This window comes from Microbacterium sp. LWH7-1.2, assembly GCF_038397755.1.
Classification (GTDB): domain Bacteria; phylum Actinomycetota; class Actinomycetes; order Actinomycetales; family Microbacteriaceae; genus Microbacterium.
Genome location: NZ_CP151637.1, coordinates 4,389,371 through 4,407,558 on the forward strand (window position 1 = coordinate 4,389,371; position 18,188 = coordinate 4,407,558).

General features: G+C 70.7%; 17 protein-coding genes and 1 pseudogene. 11 read left to right on the plus strand and 7 right to left on the minus strand.

Annotation, left to right across the window (positions count from 1 at the left end; genetic code table 11):
* Positions 1-12 precede the first annotated feature (12 nt).
* Positions 13-828 (plus strand): dihydropteroate synthase, encoded by an 816-nt coding sequence (gene folP / locus MRBLWH7_RS20415; protein ID WP_342002161.1) that lies wholly within the window; start codon positions 13-15, stop codon positions 826-828.
* Entirely contained in the window at positions 828-1,535 is a 708-nt protein-coding gene (locus MRBLWH7_RS20420) for a pyrimidine reductase family protein (RefSeq protein ID WP_341997846.1), read from the plus strand. Before folP ends, MRBLWH7_RS20420 begins: the two co-directional genes overlap by 1 nt.
* 20 nt (positions 1,536-1,555) lie before the next feature.
* Here MRBLWH7_RS20420 and MRBLWH7_RS20425 read toward each other — a convergent pair whose 3' ends face one another.
* Positions 1,556-2,104 carry a TetR family transcriptional regulator gene (locus MRBLWH7_RS20425; protein ID WP_341997848.1) on the minus strand — a complete coding sequence of 183 codons (549 nt, stop codon included), beginning with the start codon at positions 2,102-2,104 and terminating at the stop codon, positions 1,556-1,558.
* 201 nt (positions 2,105-2,305) lie between these two features.
* Here MRBLWH7_RS20425 and MRBLWH7_RS20430 point away from each other — a divergent pair, with 201 nt between their 5' ends.
* Positions 2,306-4,108, plus strand: a complete 1,803-nt coding sequence (locus tag MRBLWH7_RS20430) for a bifunctional metallophosphatase/5'-nucleotidase (RefSeq protein ID WP_341997851.1) — start codon at positions 2,306-2,308, stop codon at positions 4,106-4,108.
* A 57-nt stretch (positions 4,109-4,165) separates the two neighbouring features.
* Here the strand turns inward: MRBLWH7_RS20430 and MRBLWH7_RS20435 are convergent, their stop codons facing one another.
* The 3 genes from MRBLWH7_RS20435 to MRBLWH7_RS20445 are packed head-to-tail and all read right to left on the minus strand — an operon-like array spanning position 4,166 to position 7,863.
* On the minus strand, positions 4,166-5,821 hold the full coding sequence (locus MRBLWH7_RS20435; protein WP_341997852.1) for a DNA repair helicase XPB: 1,656 nt from the start codon (positions 5,819-5,821) through the stop codon (positions 4,166-4,168).
* Between the two features lie 45 nt (positions 5,822-5,866).
* Positions 5,867-7,594: a helicase-associated domain-containing protein gene (locus MRBLWH7_RS20440; protein ID WP_341997853.1), complete on the minus strand. Its 1,728-nt coding sequence runs from the start codon at positions 7,592-7,594 to the stop codon at positions 5,867-5,869.
* A 5-nt stretch (positions 7,595-7,599) separates the two neighbouring features.
* Positions 7,600-7,863 carry a multidrug ABC transporter ATPase gene (locus MRBLWH7_RS20445; RefSeq protein WP_341997855.1) on the minus strand — a complete coding sequence of 88 codons (264 nt, stop codon included), beginning with the start codon at positions 7,861-7,863 and terminating at the stop codon, positions 7,600-7,602.
* A gap of 194 nt (positions 7,864-8,057) precedes the next feature.
* Between MRBLWH7_RS20445 and MRBLWH7_RS20450 the strand changes: the two genes are divergently transcribed.
* Together MRBLWH7_RS20450 and MRBLWH7_RS20455 are read left to right on the plus strand one after the other, a co-directional pair.
* Positions 8,058-8,441 carry a cold shock domain-containing protein gene (locus tag MRBLWH7_RS20450; RefSeq protein ID WP_341997857.1) on the plus strand — a complete coding sequence of 128 codons (384 nt, stop codon included), beginning with the start codon at positions 8,058-8,060 and terminating at the stop codon, positions 8,439-8,441.
* Between the two features lie 157 nt (positions 8,442-8,598).
* Positions 8,599-9,240: a DUF3027 domain-containing protein gene (locus MRBLWH7_RS20455; protein WP_342002163.1), complete on the plus strand. Its 642-nt coding sequence runs from the start codon at positions 8,599-8,601 to the stop codon at positions 9,238-9,240.
* A gap of 72 nt (positions 9,241-9,312) precedes the next feature.
* Here the strand turns inward: MRBLWH7_RS20455 and MRBLWH7_RS20460 are convergent.
* Positions 9,313-9,735, minus strand: a pseudogene (locus MRBLWH7_RS20460) (fibronectin type III-like domain-contianing protein); the annotation flags it as partial.
* Between the two features lie 204 nt (positions 9,736-9,939).
* Between MRBLWH7_RS20460 and MRBLWH7_RS20465 the strand changes: the two are divergent.
* Entirely contained in the window at positions 9,940-10,614 is a 675-nt protein-coding gene (locus tag MRBLWH7_RS20465; protein WP_341997859.1) for a TetR/AcrR family transcriptional regulator, read from the plus strand.
* On the opposite strand, the gene serC is transcribed toward MRBLWH7_RS20465, so the two are convergent.
* On the minus strand, positions 10,590-11,705 hold the full coding sequence (serC, locus tag MRBLWH7_RS20470) for a phosphoserine transaminase (RefSeq protein ID WP_341997860.1): 1,116 nt from the start codon (positions 11,703-11,705) through the stop codon (positions 10,590-10,592). The two genes, MRBLWH7_RS20465 and serC, sit on opposite strands and share 25 nt — an antisense overlap.
* Positions 11,706-11,850: 145 nt before the next feature.
* Between serC and MRBLWH7_RS20475 the strand changes: the two genes are divergently transcribed.
* From MRBLWH7_RS20475 to MRBLWH7_RS20485, 3 genes are all read left to right on the plus strand, one after another.
* Positions 11,851-12,552 (plus strand): metal-dependent transcriptional regulator, encoded by a 702-nt coding sequence (locus MRBLWH7_RS20475; RefSeq protein ID WP_341997862.1) that lies wholly within the window; start codon positions 11,851-11,853, stop codon positions 12,550-12,552.
* Positions 12,553-12,865: 313 nt separating this feature from the next.
* The gene (locus MRBLWH7_RS20480; RefSeq protein WP_341997863.1) at positions 12,866-13,789 is read left to right on the plus strand and encodes a M23 family metallopeptidase; all 924 of its coding nucleotides are present in this window, start codon (positions 12,866-12,868) and stop codon (positions 13,787-13,789) included.
* A 364-nt stretch (positions 13,790-14,153) separates the two neighbouring features.
* Positions 14,154-14,651, plus strand: coding sequence for an HNH endonuclease (locus tag MRBLWH7_RS20485; protein WP_220289569.1), 498 nt, complete (start codon positions 14,154-14,156; stop codon positions 14,649-14,651).
* A gap of 47 nt (positions 14,652-14,698) precedes the next feature.
* Here MRBLWH7_RS20485 and ppk2 read toward each other — a convergent pair whose 3' ends face one another.
* A complete protein-coding gene (gene ppk2, locus MRBLWH7_RS20490; RefSeq protein WP_341997867.1) occupies positions 14,699-15,511 on the minus strand; it encodes a polyphosphate kinase 2 in 813 nt (270 codons plus the stop codon).
* Positions 15,512-15,635: 124 nt separating this feature from the next.
* Between ppk2 and MRBLWH7_RS20495 the strand changes: the two genes are divergently transcribed.
* Both MRBLWH7_RS20495 and MRBLWH7_RS20500 read left to right on the plus strand, forming a co-directional pair.
* A complete protein-coding gene (locus MRBLWH7_RS20495; RefSeq protein ID WP_341997869.1) occupies positions 15,636-16,466 on the plus strand; it encodes a hypothetical protein in 831 nt (276 codons plus the stop codon).
* A gap of 1 nt (position 16,467) precedes the next feature.
* Positions 16,468-18,177 carry a DNA polymerase Y family protein gene (locus MRBLWH7_RS20500; protein ID WP_341997871.1) on the plus strand — a complete coding sequence of 570 codons (1,710 nt, stop codon included), beginning with the start codon at positions 16,468-16,470 and terminating at the stop codon, positions 18,175-18,177.
* Positions 18,178-18,188: the final 11 nt, after the last annotated feature.

Here is an 18,188-nt window from a genome sequence, read left to right on the forward strand (position 1 = left end):
CACATCGCCGTGATGGCGATCGTGAACCGTACACCCGACTCGTTCTACGACCGGGGGTCGACGTTCGCGCTCGACGCGGCGGTCGCCGCCGGTTTCGCTGCGGCCGAGGCCGGCGCCGAGATCATCGACGTCGGTGGCGTGAAGTTCGCGCCAGGGCCGGCGGTGCCGGTCGCCGAGGAGATCGCGCGCGTCGTGCCGGTCGTGCGGGAGCTCGCGCCGGTCGCACGTGTGAGCGTCGACACGTTCCACGCCGAGGTCGCGCGCGCGGCGATCGAGGCGGGCGCAGCGATCATCAACGACACGACGGGCCTGCACGATCCGGCGATGGCCGACGTGGTCGCGCAGGGCGGCGCCGGGGTGGTCATCGCCCACAGCCTCGCGGCGCCTCGCACGCAGCATCCGCTCCCGTACTACGACGACGTGATCGGCGACATCGCCGAGTTCCTCGTCGCACGGCGGGACCGGGCAAGAGAGCGCGGCGTGCCCGACTCGCGCATCGTGCTCGACCCCGGCCACGACCTCAACAAGAACACGCGTCAGACGCTGGAGCTCACTCGACGGCTCGGCGAGCTCGCCGGACTGGGCGCGCCGCTGCTCGTGGCGCTCTCGAACAAGGATTTCGTGGGCGAGACGCTCGACCGCGAGAAGGGCGACCGCCTCCCGGGCTCGCTCGCCGCGGCGGTCTTCTGCGCCCTGAACGGCGCGCGCATCGTGCGCGCGCACAACGTGCGCGAGACGGTCGACGCGATGCGCATGGTGGAGGCGATCCTCGGCTGGCGCGATCCTGCCTACGAGCTGCACAACACCCGACCCGAGGGGAACGACTGATGCCCACGCACTCCGAGCTCTTCGACGCCTATGCGCTCCACGGCCGCGACGGCACGCGGGTCCGCATGAACTTCGTCTCGAGCGCCGACGGCGCCGTCACGCTCGGGGGCCAGAGCGGCGCGCTCGGCGGCGACACCGACCGCGAGCTCATGCAGGTGCTGCGCGCGATGGCCGACGTCGTGCTCGTCGGAGCCGGAACCGTGCGCGCCGAGGGCTACGGCGGGCTGAAGGTCGATGAGGGGGATGTCGAATGGCGTCGCGCGCGAGGCCTCGACGACCAGCCCGCGCTCGCCGTGCTCAGCGGCCGTCTGCACCTCGATCCGGCCGACTCCGTCTTCACCGAGGCCGTGCGCGCGCCGGTGATCGTGACGACGGATGCTGCGGCCGCCGCAGACGGAAGGCGCTTCGAATCGGTGGCCACGGTGCTGGCGTGCGGCGAGGACGAGGTCGATCTCGCCGCCATGCTGGACGCGTTCGCGCGGCGGGGCTGGACGCAGGTGCTGTGCGAGGGCGGCCCGCACCTCTTCGGCGCACTGCTGCAGGCGGACCTCGTCGACGAGGTCTGCATCACGCTGGCGCCCCGGTTCGTCGGGGGAGAGGCCGGGCGCATCGTGCAGGGCGCCGCCGAGGCCGACCGGCGCTTCCACCTGGCGGGGGTCGTGACCGACGACGAGGGATTCGTGTTCTTCCGCTACGTCGCGTCCTGACGCGGCGCGGGTGCGATCGGTCAGTTGAGGCACGCGCGCACAGCGCGCTCGACGATCGGCCGGATCTCGGCATCCGGATCCACGGTCACCCGATGCAGGGCGAGCCCGTCGCCCGCGGCCATGAGGGCACGCGCCGCCTCATCGGGAGAGCGGGCGCCGATCCGCCCCAGCAGGCCGATCGTCCACTCGACGAAGAGCCGGCGCTGGGCGAGGAGCGGGGCGAGCAGCTCGGGATCGCCCGCGCCCTCGAGGAACAGTGCGTAGCGCGCTCTCGTGCGGGAAGCGCGTGGCCCGGTCTGAAACGCGATCATGCTGCTGAGCGCCTCGATGAACTGCTCGGGCGTCTCGACCGGGGGCGCGTCTGCGGCCGCGAACTCGGCCCGCTCGCCTTCTGCGAGCCAGGCGACCACCCCGGCGACGAGCGCATCGCGGGTCCGGAACCAGTTCGAGGTCGACCCCTTCGGCAGACCGGCGCGTTCGTCGACCCGAGCGTGGGTCAGCGCGCGGATGCCCTGCTCGCCCACGAGCGCGAGCGCGGCGTCGAGCGCGCGATCGCGGGTGGATGCCATGCATCGACAGTAGGTGAAGAGTGGATACTGCAGAAGTAGTGGCGTTCTCGGCCGCCTGCATCGTTCCGGTTTCATGAAGTTCACCGATCTCCCCTGTCGCATCCGCAGGGCCTGTATTAGGTTTCTCGTGATCGCGCCCACGAGGACGCGTGCATCTCGGCGGGCAGAGCCGCCCGCCAGAAAAGGGAGGGTTCTGTGCACATGCGCAAGACATCGACGGCTCGGCTCGCGGGAGGCGCGGTCATCACCGCCGCCGCGGTCGCGCTCGCCCTGGTCGGGTCAGGGGCCGCGTCGGCGGCACCGCCGACGGGGCCCAACAACGGGGGCAACACGCCCAACGGACCGACGATCGACATCCAGCTGCTGTCGTTCAACGACTTCCACGGCAACCTCGAGCCGCCCACCGGGTCCAGCGGCCGCCTCAACCTTCCGGGTGGCGTGACCACGGACAGCCTCACCCCTCCCGGAGTCGGCGGGGTGGAGTACCTCGCCACGCACCTCGCACAGGCGCGCGTGGGACACGAGTACTCGCTCACCGTCGCCGCGGGCGACCTCATCGGCGCATCCCCGCTGCTGTCCGGGGCGTTCCACGACGAGCCGTCGATCGAGGCGATGAACGCCCTCCACCTCGACGTCTCCGCCGTCGGCAACCATGAGTTCGACGAGGGTTTCGTCGAGCTGCAGCGCATGGCGGACGGCGGTTGCCTCGACGACGGCGACGGCGCGAACAACCAGAACTCGTGCCCTGATGGATCATTCGACGGTGCCGACTTCGATTACCTCGCCGCGAACGTGGTGTACGAGGGTACGAGCGAGACGATCCTTCCCGCGTACTCCATCGAGAACATCAAGGGCGCCAAGATCGGCTTCATCGGCATGACGCTCGAGGAGACGCCCGACATCGTCACCGCCTCCGGCGTCGCGGGCCTGGAGTTCAAGGACGAGGTCGAGACGGCGAACGCGCTCGTTCCGGTGCTGAAGGCCCAGGGCGTCAACGCGATCGTGGTGCTGATCCACCAGGGCGGCACGCCTCCGTCGAGCGCGGCGTACAACGCGGCGTGCGGCAACGGGGCGGAGATCGCGGCCAACAGCCCGATCATCCCGATCGCGCAGAACCTCGACCCCGCGATCGACCTGATCGTGTCGGGGCACACCCACGCGCCGTACATCTGCAACATCAAGGACCCGGCAGGTCAGGACCGCCTGGTCACGTCCGCGTCGTCGTTCGGCCGGCTGTACACCGACACGAACCTCACGTACGACCGCCGCACCCAGGACATCGTTCGCACCTCGGTCAAGAGCGCGAACATGCTCGTGACGCGCAACGCCGACAGGGACCCGGTGCAGACCGACCTGATCGCCAAGTACAAGGTTCTGGTGGCGCCCATCGCGAGCGAGGTGATCGGCTCGATCACCGCCAACATCGACCGGACGCCGAACGCCGGAGGAGAGACGGCGCTCGGCGATCTGATCGCCGACGCCCAGCTGGCAGACCCGAGTGTGGTCGGCCCGTACTCGCAGCCGGTGATCGCACTGATGAACCCCGGCGGCATCCGCACCGATCTCACCTATGCGAGCTCCGCGTGGGGGGAGCTCCCGGGCCAGATCACGTACGAGGAGGCGTTCAACGTCCAGCCCTTCAACAACTATCTGGTCTCGCTCGACCTCACGGGCGCCGAGATCAAGAACCTGTTGGTCCAGCAGTGGTCGGGCGCCAACACGGCTCAGCCCAAGATCCTGCAGGTGAGCGAGGGCTTCTCCTACACCTATACGGGCACCACGGTCACCTCGGTCACGCTCAACGGTGTGGCACTCGACGACACCGCGACCTACCGCGTGGTGACGAACAACTTCCTCGCGGGAGGCGGGGACGGATTCTCGACCTTCGCGGAGGGCGGCGAGAACGTCTACTACGGCGGGCTCGACATCGACGCGTTCGCCGCGTACCTCGAGGCGAACAGCCCGTACTCTCCGACACCGCTCGATCGCATCATCAAGAACTAGTCGGACGGAGACGAGATGCCCGGCGCTGCACCGCAGCGCCGGGCATCTTCGCGTCTCTCAGGCCGCGAGCGAGTGGGCGTCGAGGATCGTGTACGCGTAGCCCTGCTCGGCGAGGAAGCGCTGGCGGTTCTGCGCGAAGTCCTGGTCGACGGTGTCGCGCGCGATGAGCGTGTAGAAGCTCGCGGTGTGGTTCGACTGCTTCGGGCGCAGCAGGCGTCCGAGCCGCTGGGCCTCCTCCTGGCGCGAGCCGAACGATCCGGAGACCTGGATGGCGACGGATGCCTCGGGCAGATCGATCGAGAAGTTCGCGACCTTCGACACCACGAGCACCGAGATCTCGCCGACCCGGAACGCCTGGTACAGCTCCTCGCGCTCGTCGACAGGTGTCTGACCGGTGATCTTGGGGGCGTCCAGCGCCTCGGCGAGCACGTCGATCTGGTCGAGGTACTGGCCGATGATGAGGATCCGCTCGCCCTCGTGGCGCTCGACGAGCTGGCGCACGACGCCGATCTTCGCCGGTGCGGTCGCGGCCAGGCGGTAGCGCTCGTCGTCGGCCGCGGCGGCGTACTCGAGGCGGTCGCCGGCAGGCAGGTCGACGCGCACCTCGTAGCAGACGGCGGGGGAGATGAAGCCCTGGGCCTCGATCTCCTTCCACGGCGCGTCGAACCGCTTGGGGCCGATGAGGCTGAACACGTCGCCCTCGCGGCCGTCCTCGCGCACGAGGGTGGCGGTGAGGCCGAGGCGGCGCCGCGCCTGAAGGTCGGCGGTCAGCTTGAAGACGGGCGCGGGGAGCAGATGCACCTCGTCGTAGACGATGAGGCCCCAGTCGAGGGCGTCGAGTAGGGCGAGGTGCGCGTACTCCCCCTTCCGCTTCGCGGTGAGGATCTGGTACGTCGCGATCGTGACCGGCTTGATCTCCTTGGTCTGACCCGAGTACTCGCCGATCTCCTCGGCCGTGAGCGACGTGCGCTTGAGAAGCTCGTCACGCCACTGCCGGGCGCTGACGGTGTTGGTCACGAGGATGAGCGTCGTGGTCTTGGTGTCGGCCATCGCGGCCGCGCCGACCAGCGTCTTGCCGGCGCCGCAGGGCAGCACGACGACGCCCGAGCCGCCCTGCGTGAAGATGTCGACCGCCTGTCGCTGATAGGGACGCAGGTGCCAGCCGTCCTCCGCGAGGTCGATCGGGTGCGGCGTTCCCGGCGTGTAGCCGGCGAGGTCCTCGGCCGGCCAGCCGATCTTCAGCAGCTCCTGCTTGATCTGGCCGCGCGCCCACGCGTCGATGACGTACGAGTCGGGGGAGGGGTGGCCGATCAGCAGCGGCTGGATGCGCTTGTTCTTCGACACCTCGGTGAGGACCGCAGCATCCGTCGAGCGCAGGACCAACTCGCCGTCGCCGCCCTTGTCGACGCTGTTGCGCTCGATGACGAGGCGGCCGTAGCGGCCGACCGTCTCGGCGATGTCGATCGACACCGACGGCGGCACGGGGAAGCGCGACCACCGGTCGAGGGTCGCCAGCATGTCTTCGGCGTCGTGGCCGGCGGCGCGCGCGTTCCACAGTCCGAGCCGCGTGATGCGATACGTGTGGATGTGCTCGGGGGCACGCTCGAGCTCGGCGAAGATCGCGAGTTCGTGCCGCGCGCTCTCGGCGTCGGGGTGCGCGACCTCGAGGAGCACGGTGCGGTCGCTCTGGACGATGAGGGGGCCGTCAGCCATAACGGATCAGTCTACCGGCGCAGACGGAGGACGGATGCTGCGGCCTCAGCCCCCGCGGACGCTCACGATGCTCGACACGGGCAGCGTGCGCTCGATGTCGGCGGCGCGGTCGCGCCCGCGCAGGCGCCCGCCGCCGAGACCGGCGGCCTCGAGGGTGAACGACCGCTCGGAGCCGTCGGGCATGCGCACGACCACCACGATCTCGGCGCGGGCGCGCACCGCCTGCTCCAGCTCGCGCTCGAGCCAGCCGGAGTCGCCGTCCGTGCCGTGTCCGCCGCGGAGCGTTCCGATGAGGCGGGCGTAGGCGTGCTGCGGGGTGGCGGCCGGTTCGGACGCCGTCGCGGCGGTCCGGCGGTGGATCGATTCGGGTACGCCCCGGGCGTCGACGGCGATGACCGGGTACCGCGCGTCGGCGAGGGTCCAGTACACCGCGTCTCGGGGGACGCGCGACGAGAGCGCGTCGTCACCCTCGAGCATCAGCAGACCCAGCGGCCGCAGCGCCTGGTCGACCGTGATCGCGTCGAGGAGGCCGGCGTCGGGGCTCTCGACGCGGGTGCGGCCGGTGGCCTCGTCGGCGCGCACCCGCACCAGGCCATGCCGGGCCGCCGTGCTCTCGATGAGGTAGGCGAGGGGCTGCGGAATGCCGGTGAGCGACAGGCCCGCGAGGAAGTCGCGGATCGACTGGGCCGTCTCGCCCTCGGTCATGCCGGCGCCGATCGACTCCGCCGTGAAGCGATAGGTCGATGCCTGGGCGCGCGATTCCCGCAGCGCGATGGAGCGCAGGCGCAGGTCGAGGGCGGGCGCGAGCGGCCCGGGGGCGATCGCGGTGAGATCGGCCTGCAGGTAGACCCGGTCGATCTCGGCGGGCAGGTACGGCCCCATGGTGGCGGCATCCGCACGCCCTCCGGCGCGAAGCGCCGCCGTCCATGGGAACTCGGCAGGGGAGCGGTCGGGGGCGAACAGCCCCCAGCGCACGCCGATGCGGTGCAGTCGTTCCGCACGCGCTGGCCACTCGGGGTCGAGGGGATACATGCCCGGCCACGCGTCCGGCGGGAGGAAACCATGCGACGACGTGCGCAGCCCGCGCGGAAGGCTCGCGCGGAAGCCGGCGGCGATCGCTTCCCACCGATCCGCGGTCGGGGCCTTCAGCCACCTCTCGCCGGCCGTGGTGACGGTCCACTCGCGCTCGTGCGCGGTCGCCAGGTCCGCGCCGGCCGCCGAGGCGAGCAGTTCCTCAAGGTCGTCGGCGAACTCGAGGGCTCCCGCGTCCATCAGACGCCGGCGGTCCGCCGCGCTCACCGGTCCCGCGCCGGTGCGGGCCAGAGGCGTGTGCGAGCACAGGAGCAGGACGTCGGCGAGCGAGCCCGCGGTGGTGAACGCGCGCTCCGCAGCGGCGGCGGCCGCGCGGGCGTCGGCGGGAACCGGATCCGCGCTCGCCGGCGCAGCGGCGAACGCGTCGGGTGCGGCGGCGGCGGCAGCGGCCACCCGCTCCGCGACCGCCCCGTACGGCGTGCCGTCCGCGGCGGTGAGAGCGAGCCGTGCGGGTTCGCCGTCGACGCCGGCATCGCGCGCGACGAGGGCGAGGAGGTCGTCGCGGTCGAGGTGCGTCAGGGCCCGGTCGATCGACGCGGGATCGAGTAGGCCCTCGGCGGCGTCGAAGAAGTCGTGCCAGCCCGCCTGCGGCGAGACCCCGCGCGCCGCGAGCGTCGTGGCGAGCGCGGCATCACCGAGCTCGGCGAGCCGCGTCGCCAGGGCGCGCGCGTCGGAGACCAACCGGGTCAGCCCCCTCGGTTCGCCCGTGCCCTCCGCACGAAGCTCATGATGAGGACGGCGAGCAGCAGTGCGAACGCGACGATGGGGGCGATGTACACGAGTACGCCGACGAGCGGCCAGATGCCGGCGCTCATGTCGGCACCGGACGCCGAGGCGATCATGATCGCGAAGAAGCTCACGATCGAGAGCACGAGCAGGCCCAGCGACATGAAGGCCAGGATGCGGTCGATGCGGCGGACGGGAACGTCGCCGGAAGGGTTCGTGCTCATCCGCACCAGCCTACTCGCTGACGCCCGCGCCGCGGTCAGCGCGCGCGGCCGTGATCGTGGATGACGGATGCTGCGCCATGGGGTCGCGGCGGACGCCGTGCCGTTAGGCTGGTAGGTGGGGTTGGAAGACCCCGGTTTCGTCATGCTCTGTTTCGTCCGCGACGCGTCGCGGACGCCGATCCAGCGAGGTTTCCATGCCCACCGGCAAGGTCAGGTTCTACGACGAGGAGAAGGGGTTCGGCTTCATCTCCTCCGAAGACGGTCAGGACGTCTTCCTGCACGCCACTGCCCTTCCGCCCGGCACACCCGCGCCCAAGGCGGGGACCCGCCTCGAGTACGGCATCGCCGACGGCAAGCGCGGCCCGCAGGCCCTCTCGGTGCGCGTGCTCGAGGCTCCGGTGAGCCTGGCGAAGCGCGCCCGCAAGCCCGCCGACGACATGGCGATCATCATCGAGGACCTCGTGAAGCTCCTGGACGGCATCGGCGGAGACCTCCGTCACGGTCGCTACCCGAGCGGCGCGCACGCCAAGAAGGTCGCCGCGGTCCTGCGCAAGGTCGCCGATGAACTCGACGCCTGACCCGATCGAGGGCGTCGTCGACGCCGACGCGGCTGCAGACGGCGTCGAGGAGGCTCCGGAGAGCGTCGACGAGGTCTCGGAGAGCTCGGAGACCGCCGAGAGTGTCGACGTCGTCGCCGTCGTCGAGGCATCGGAGACTGCGGAGGTCGTCGAGGTCGTGGAGGCCGTCGTGCCCGTCGATCCCGATCCTCAGCTCCTGGCGGCGCACGATCTGGCGCTCGCCGCGCTCCGCGAGATCACGCCCGAGGCGACGATCGGCGACCCCGCGGGCTACCGCGTCGAGGCCGACGGCGTCGTCTCGCTGCGCTTCGCGAATCGCCTCGCGGGCTACCCGGGCTGGTTCTGGACCGTCAGTCTCGCGCGGGTCTACGACGCCGAGCCCACCGTGCTCGAGGTCGAGCTCCTTCCGGGCGACGGCGCGCTGCTCGCCCCCGACTGGGTGCCGTGGGCGGTGCGACTCGCGGATTACCACGCCGCCCAGGCCGCCCTGGCGGAGGCCGCGCACGCCGACGAGGACGAGGACGCCGACCACGACGAACTCGAGGACGTCGACGACCTCGACGTGTCGGACTTCGACGAGGACGGCTCGCCCATCCTCCACGCCGGCGACGTCGACGGCGTCGACATCGACGAACTCGCCGACGCCGCGGCCGGGGACGACTCGGATGAGGACGACGACTATTCCGAGGACGACGACTCAGACGACGAGGATGAGGACGACGAGTACGACGAGGGCGAGGACGAGGAGGATTCCGACGAGGACTACTCCGACGAGGACCCCGACCTCGAAGACGCCTGACCTCCTCCAGACATGACGAAAGGGTGGATCCCGCCGCCCGCAGCGCGGTGGGATCCACCCTTTCGCGTTCTCTCAGCGGCGCTCGACCGCGGGTTCCGCACGTCCCGCCGGGAGCACCGCCGCGTCGGCGACGTGGAAGCGTGCGCTGAGCAGCACGTCGTCGCGCGAAGACGGACCCGCGAGCAGCTCGAACTCGCCGGCTTCGACGAGCCGGCGGCCCGCAGCATCCACGATCGAGCACTCCGCGACGGGGAGCGACAGCTCGACCGTCGCCGTCTCGCCCGGCTGCAGGTCGACGTGGCGGTACGCCTTGAGCTCCTTGTCGGCCCAGCTGACCGAGGTGACACTGTCGCGGATGTAGACCTGGACGATCTCGTGTGCGGGCCGGTCGCCCGTGTTGCGCAGTTCGACGAGGGCGCGCACGGTGTCGGCTTCGCCCACCTCGGATTCGACGAGGCGCAGGCCGGAGTACTCGACCGTGGTGTACGACAGGCCTCATTGCTCCTCCTTGATGTGAGCACGACATCGTGTCTCCCGGGGGGTGACGACGGCGTCTGGGTGATTGCCAAATTAACTTGCAATCAAGTAAGTAACTCTTGCAAGTATGGTGATCCAGAGCGCACGGGCAGGCTGTGCGTAGACTCACAGGCGCCGGCGAGGACGCATCCGCGACGCCGGTGAAGAAGGGGGCGCCGAGCGATGACCGCACAGCGTCGGCAGCCGCGTTCTCGGCCCGAGACGCTCGCCCGCAGGCGCGAGATCCTCGACGCCGCGGTCGAGATCTTCGGCAGCAAGGGATTCGCCGGGGGCACGCTCCAGGAGATCGCCGACCAGGTCGGCATGACCCACGCCGGGATCCTGCATCACTTCGGCTCGAAGGACCAGCTGCTGATCGAGGTCCTCCGGCACCGGGACGAGACCGACGTCGCCGATCTCGAGGAACAGCACATCCCCGACGGCATGCCGCTGTTCCGTCACCTCGTGCGCACGGCATTCGTCAACGCGCATCGCGCCGGCATCGTTCAGGCGTATGTGGTGCTCTCGGCCGAGTCGGTCACCGACGACCACCCGGGCCGCGACTTCTTCGAAAAGCGCTACAGGACTCTGCGATCGGAGGTCGCCCACGCCTTCGAGATCGTGTGCGCCGAACGCGGCATCACGGCACCCGAGACCGTCGCCAACGCGTCGGCGAGCATCCTTGCCGTCATGGACGGCCTGCAGGTGCAGTGGCTGCTCGACCCCACCGCCGTCGACCTCGCGCGCGCGTCGGAGTTCGCCATCGAGGCGCTGGTGTCGGCTGTGCTGTCACCGGCCCCGTCGCCGCTCGCGGACGGGGCCGACGGGCCGCCTCAGCCCAGTCGCTCGACCGTGTAGTCGATGCAGCGGATGAGCTGACGCACGTCCTCGGGGTCGATCGACACGAACGTCGCGATGCGCAGCTGGTTGCGTCCGAGCTTGCGGTACGGCTCGGTGTCGACGATGCCGTTGGCGCGGAGGCTCTTCGCCACGGCCGCAGCATCCACCGACTCGTCGAAGTCGATCGTGACGACGACGGGGGAGCGGTCGCCGGCGTCGGCGACGAACGGCGTCGCGAAGGCGGATGCCTCGGCCCAGTCGTACAGCGCCTGCGACGACTCGTGGGTGCGGGCGTCGGCCCACTGCAGGCCGCCCGAGGACAGGATCCAGTCGAGCTGCTTGTCGAGGAGGAACAGCGTCGCCAGCGCCGGGGTGTTGAGGGTCTGGTTGAGCCGCGAGTTATCGAGCGCATTCTTGAGGCTCAGGAACTCGGGGATGTAGCGACCCGACGCCGCGATGCGCTCGATGCGCTCGATCGCGGCCGGCGACACGAGGGCGAACCACAGTCCGCCGTCCGATCCGAGGTTCTTCTGCGGCGCGAAGTAGTAGACGTCGGCCTCGTGGACCGAGAAGTCGATGCCGCCCGCCGCGCTGGTCGCGTCGATGACGGTCAGTGCGCCGTCGTCGCCCTGCACACGCGCGACCGGGGTCGCGACGCCGGTCGAGGTCTCGTTGTGGGGCCAGGCGTACACGTCGACGCCCTCGACGGCCTCGGCGGCCGTACGGGTGCCCGGCTCGGACTTGCGCACGTCGGGGGCATCGAGCCACGGGGCCTTGGCCGCGGCGGCGAACTTCCCGCCGAACTCGCCGAACACCAGGTTCTGACTGCGCTTCTCGATCAGCCCGAAGGCTGCGGCATCCCAGAACGCGGTGGACCCGCCGTTGCCGAGGATGACCTCGTAACCGTGCGGCAGACGGAACAGCTGTGCCAGCTCGGCGCGCACCTGGCCGACGAGATCCTTGACCGGGGCCTGGCGGTGCGAGGTGCCCAGGAGCGTCGATCCGGGTCCCGCGAGCGCTTCGATGTGCGCGGGTGCGATCTTCGACGGCCCGCAGCCGAACCGTCCGTCGGTGGGCAGGATGTCGCGGGGCAGAAGGACGTGTGCCATGCGTCGATTCTAGAGACGCGCGCACCGCGGCCCCGTTCCCGTGACGCGTCGTGACGCCGTGCGGCCGCGGCCGCCGGCCCGGCCTCGGCGCCGAGAGCAGAGGATAGGCTGTCCTCAGCCCCTTGAGACCCCTGAGGACACCGCGATGACCGACCTGATCGACACCACTGAGATGTACCTGCGCACGATCCTCGAGCTCGAGGAGGAGAACATCGTGCCGTTGCGGGCGCGCATCTCGGAGCGCCTGGGCCACTCGGGTCCCACGGTGTCGCAGACGATCGGGCGAATGGAGCGCGATGGACTCGTCGTCGTCTCCGAGGACCGCACCCTCGAGCTCACCGACGCCGGCCGACAGAAGGCCGTCGACGTCATGCGCAAGCACCGGCTCGCCGAGCGTCTGCTGTCGGATGTCATCGGCCTGGACTGGGCGTACGTCCACGAAGAGGCCTGCCGCTGGGAGCACGTCATGAGCGAGCAGGTCGAACGCCGCCTCGTCGAGCTGCTCGGCCACCCCACCGAGTCGCCGTACGGCAACCCGATCCCGGGGCTCGACCAGCTCGGCGACGTGCCGACGAACGGCTTCGAGCAGGGTGTGGTGGGCCTGGTGCGCCGCCTCAACGACGCGGGTGAGCCCATCACCGGCACCGTCCGCCGGCTCGCCGAGCCCGCGCAGGTCGACCCCGAACTGCTGCAGCAGCTGAAGGGCGCCGGCGTCGTCCCGGGCGCCTTCGGCGACTATCGCTACAACGAGGGCTACGTGCTCGTCCAGATGCAGGGCAGCGACGAGGGCCTCGAGCTGCCGGTCGAGATCGCCTCGCACATCTTCCTCGTCGACGACGTCCGCTGAGGCGGGTGCGTTCCGCCGGATGGGACGCCCGCCAGGGTGTTTGCGCGCTCCTGGCGCCGTGCGAGGACACCGGATGCCGCATTCCGCAAGCCCTCGTGACGCACTGTGCGGAGATTGCCAGGCGCGGAGCGTGACATAAACGTGACCTTCGGGTAGCCTCGAACAGTCCACCAGGCCAGAAGCCCGCCGACAGGACCCCGCGTGGATTGCCTCTCCGGCTCGTCGTCCACATGTGGTGAAGCCCGCACATCGTGCCCCGACATCGAGTGCTGACGAGCCAGGCGCCCCGGCGCAGAGGCGCCGGAGGACCAGTTTGGCTGAAGAGATCGAGTCGCACGCGAACGTGCCCGAGCACGCCGCGGCGGACCAGAACCGTCGCGCGCGCAATCGGAAGACCCCCGTGCGACGCTTCGGCGCCGCCGCGCCCGCGAAGCCGACGGCAGCACGGGCGCAAGCCCGCCCCGCCGCATCGGCGGCCTCGTCGAAGAAGGGCCGCGTGGCGAAGCCGCTGCGCAGCCTCGTGGTGCTCACGATGGTGGGCGGTCTCGTCGCAACTGTCGCGATCCCGGGCTTCGCCGCCGGCGCCACCGCCGTCGCGGAGGATTCCAAGACGATCCAGCAGATGGCCGTCGACGACGCGCAGACGTTCGTCGCGGCATCCGACGCGAATGCCAGCGAGCTGTCGCGCGAGAGCTACGCGGCCACCACCGCGGAAGAGATCGAGAAGAAGAAGGCCGAAGAGGCCGCGGCCGAGCGTGCCCGTCAGGTGGCGGCGGCTGCCGCCTCGGCGGCGAAGTCGCGGTCCACGGTTCCCACCAACATCGCCCTCACGTCGCCGGGCACCGGCGAGGTGCGCTGGCCCCTCCTCAACTTCACCAAGGGCCGCGGCCTCTGGGATTCGGGCTATCACCAGGGTGTGGACCTCTTGGCGTCGTGCGGCACGCCGATCTACGCGACGGCCGCCGGCGTCGTCAAGGTCTCGCAGGAGAGCTACGGCGGCTACGGTGTCGGGGTCTCGATCGATCACGTCATCGGCGGTCAGCAGGTCAATTCGCTCTACGGTCACATGACGTACGGCAGCCGTCAGGTCTCGGTCGGCCAGTCCGTTTCGGCCGGTCAGCTGATCGGCTTCGTTGGCAGCACCGGCAGCTCGACCGCATGCCACCTGCACTTCGAAATCCACATCAACGGCTCGGTCGTCGACCCGTGGGCGTGGCTGCAGGCCAACGCAGGCTGACACACAGACCCTCTGCAATCACAGAAGCGAGCGGATGCCCCGAGCCGGGGCATCCGCTCGCTTTCTCGTTACCCGACACGCCATCAGCCGTTCAGTCTCGCCGCGCCCCGGGCGTGTCGCGGTGGGTTACCCTGGGATTCGACGCTGAGAGAGCGGAGGGAGCCGATGGGCTGCACACCACGCATCCGAACCACGGATGCGCTTGGACGCCTCGTCCTTCGGCATTGCACGAGCGGATGCCGCGGCACTGCCGTGGCGCCAGGGCGCTGTCTGTAGACAGCGCCTTTTTTCATGCCCCTGCGCCCTTGATCGTCGCGCAAGTCGAATACCGAGAAGCCGTCCCGGCCATTCGAGAGGATGATCAATGCGCACTCTGGTGCTGAACGCGGGCTACGAGCCGCTCGCCGTCGTGTCGTTCAAGCGGGCGCTCGTGCTCGTGATGAACGAGAAGGCCACCGTGGTGGAACACACCGAGACCGATCCGGTGTGGGGCACCCGACGATCGTACGAACGCCCGGCTGTGATCATCCTGACCCGCTATGTGCGGGTGCCGGGCGGTCGCCACGTGCCGGTCACCCGGCGGGGCGTGCTGCGTCGCGACAACCATCACTGCGCCTACTGCGGCAAGGCGGCGTCGACGATCGACCATGTGCTGCCGCGCTCGCGCGGCGGCGCCGACTCGTGGGAGAACCTCGTCGCCTGCTGCCTGCGCTGCAACAACATCAAGAGCGATCGCACCCCGCAGGAGATGCACTGGGAGCTGCGCTTCACGCCGCACCCGCCGCGCGGCGCGCAGTGGACCGTCCGCGGCACCGAGCGCACCGACCCGCGGTGGGAGCCGTATCTCGCCCTCGCCGCGTGATCGCACACCGCGTCAGCGGGTGAGGATCGGCTCGAGGGGGGCGCGCGTCAGCTGCCGTCGGCGTCCAGGAGCCTGGATGCCACGTCGGGCACGTAGTTCTCGAGGTTGCGCGGAGGGCGTTCATATCCGCGGGACGCTGGACGGGGCGGGATGACGACCTCCTCGCGCTCGACCATGCTGTAGGGGACCTGCGAAAGCAGGTGGGCGAGCATGTTCAGGCGGCTGCGACGCTTGTCGACCGAGGGCACCTCGAACCACGGAGCCTCGGGGATGTCGGTGTGCACGAACATGCTGTCCTTGGCGCGGGAGTAGTCCTCCCATTTGGTGATCGACAGTACGTCGTTGGGGCTCAGCTTCCAGCGGCGCATGGGGTCGTCGGCCCGTGATCGGAACCGTGCTTCCTGCTCGTCCGGGGAGACGCTGAACCAGTACTTGAGCAGCAGGATGCCGTCTTCGACGAGCATCCGCTCGAAGATCGGCGCCTGGTGGAGGAAGCGGTGATACTCGGCGTTGGTGCAGTAGCCCATGACGTGCTCGACACCGGCGCGGTTGTACCACGACCGATCCATGAGCACGATCTCGCCGGCGGCGGGCAAGTGCGGCACATAGCGCTGGAAGTACCACTGGCTGCGTTCCCGCTCCGTCGGCGTGGGGAGTGCGACGATCCTCGTGACGCGCGGGTTGAGGTACTCCGACACGCGCTTGATCGTCGAGCCCTTGCCTGCGGCATCGCGTCCCTCGAAGATCACCACGATGCGCGCGCCGGAGGCCTGCACCCACGCCTGCATGTCGACGAGTTGAGCCTGCAGTCGACGCAGCTCCTTCTCGTAGGCCCGTCGAGGAATCCGCGACTCGCTCATGGAACCCGAGGCTACACGGCGAATCACCGGCGGCAGAGAGATCATCGAACATAATTGTCGGAACCCGGCGTTACGCTGTTCTCCTGCGATTGAAATACTAGAACATCTGTTCTAGCCTGTGGGAATGAGGGCGATCGTGCAGCTCACGGCACAGCACGTGCACGAGGTCGTCGGCCAGGCGCCGACGGGCACGCAGCCTGCCGCCCTCGGCGCGGTGGGCTCGTCTGCGGGCGGGTCGTCTGCGGGCGGGTCGTCTGCGGGAACCGTCGCGCAGCTGCGGGCGCAGGTCGAGCGGGTGCAGGGCCGCCGGCTCGATGCGCCGGTGCTGCCGGTGCATCCCGCGCTCGCCTCTCTGCTTCCCGGGGGCGGTCTGCGCCCGGGATCCGCCTATTCCCTGCCGCGCTCGACGTCGGTGCTGCTGGCGCTGCTGGCCCAGCCGTCGCAGGCCGGGTCGTGGTGCGGGGTGATCGGCATGCCGCGGCTCGGCGCCGAGGCGGCCGATGGTCTCGGGGTCGATCTGTCGCGTCTCGTGCTCATCCCCGATCCGGGTGCGCGCTGGCTCGCGGTGACCTCGACCGTCGCCGAGGTCCTGCCGGTGGTCGCGGTGCGCCCGTCGGGGCGGGCAGCCGACGGTGAGATCTCTCGCCTGGCGGCACGGCTGCGCGATCGCGGCGCGGTGCTGCTCGTGCAAGGACCCTGGCCGCAGGCCGAGGCCGTGATCGAGGTGGGCGAGCCGACGTGGGAGGGCGTCGGCCGCGGGCACGGCTACCTCTCCGGTCGCGAGGTGACGCTCACCTCATCCAGTCGGCGATGGCCGCGTTCGCGACGGGCTCGCGTGATGCTTCCGGATGCTGCGGGGCACGTCTCCGCCGCGCCCGAGCGCATGCGCTCCGTCGAAGCGCTGCCTGCGGAATCCGCGGAATCCTTCCCGCATCTGATCAGGGCGGTGGGGTGACATGTCGCCGGGCACGCCGGTGCGGAGCCTCGTGCTGTGGTTCCCCGACTGGCCGGTCACGGCTCTCGAGCGGGAGGCGGGCGCGGCCGCGGCGGAATCGGAGGACGCGGTCGGAGAGCGGCCGGGCACTCGGACGCACGCGCCGCAGGAGAAGTCCGAGGCGAAGCTCCCGGTCGCCGTCGTGGAGCGCAACCTCGTGGTCGCGTGCTCGGCGTCCGCGCGTGCGGAGGGGGTGCGCAGGGGGCAGCGCCGGCGCGACGCCCAGGCGCGGTGCCCAGGGCTGACGCTGGTGAACGCGGACGCTGCGCGCGATCACCGCGCGTTCGCCCCGATCGTGTCACTGATCGAAGAGAAGGCGCCCGGCGTGCAGCTGGTGCGCCCGGGACTGTGCGCGCTGCGCGCCCGTGGTCCGGCGCGCTACTACGGCGGCGAGATCGAGGCCGCCCGCATGCTGATCGGCACCCTGCGAGACGCAGGGGTCGACGGGGTGCGGGTGGGCATCGCCGACGGTCCGTTCACCGCGGAGCAGGCGGCGCGCGCCGGCACGAGCGTCGCCGATCCGGTGTTCGTCGTGCCCGCGGGCGGTGCAGCCGGCTTCCTCGCACCGCTGTCGGTCTCGGTGCTCGACGCCTCGGCGATGCTGGGCACCGGTGCGGCGGGTGCGAAGGAGGCTACGGACCTTGTTGGCCTGCTCGCCCGGCTGGGCGTGCAGACCCTCGGCGGGTTCGCCGAGATGCAGACCGATCGCGTGCGCGAGCGGTTCGGCGAGCGGGGCGTCCGGCTCCACGCGCTCGCCGCGGGGTGCGACTCGCGACCGGTGCAGCCGCGCACCCCGCCGCCGGAGCTGCAGCGCGAGGTCGCGTTCGAGCCGCCCCTCGAGATCGCCGACCAGGTGGCGTTCGCCATGCGCGTCACCGCCGACGACTTCGTCTCGGGGCTCGGCGCGGTGGATCTCGTCTGCACCGAGCTGCGGGTCGAACTCGTGGGCGACCGCGGGGAGCGCAGTGAAAGAGTGTGGCTGCATCCGGGCTCATTCGACGCCGCGGCGGTCGTGGACCGGGTGCGGTGGCAGCTCGCGGAGGACGTCGGCGCCGGCGACGCGGCCGGGCGCGGGCTGCGCAGCGGGGTGACGCTCGTGCGGATCTCGCCGGAGGCGGTGGATGCGGCATCCCATCACGCTCCTGCGCTGTTCGGCGGCGGACCTGAGGAGCGGGTGCACCACGCGCTGTCGCGTGTGCAGGCGATGCTGGGGCACCGCGGCGTGCTGACCCCCGCGATCGGCGGCGGGAGGTGGCTGGCCGAGCGCCAGGTGCTCGTGCCGTGGGGTGACAAGGACGAACGCGACAGGACGGCGACCGGAGCGGGGGGCCTCGCGGCGCAGCGTGCGCGCCCGTGGCCGGGGAGCCTGCCCGACCCGCTGCCGACGACGGTGTTCGCCGATCCGGTGCCGGTCGACGTGCGGGCGCTCGGTGGCGAGTTGGTCGACGTCGACGAGCGGGGCAACGTGTCGGCCGTGCCCGCGCTCTTCATCGAGAGCGGTCGCCGGCGCGCGATCGAGGCGTGGGCGGGGCCGTGGCCGGTGGTGGAGCGCGGATGGGATGCTGCGCGCTCGCGTCGCGCGCATCGGTTCCAGGTCGTCGACGCCGACGGGTCCGCGTGGCTGCTGGTGTGCGAGGGCGACGCCTGGACGGCGGAGGCGACCTATGACTAGGGGGCCGGGCT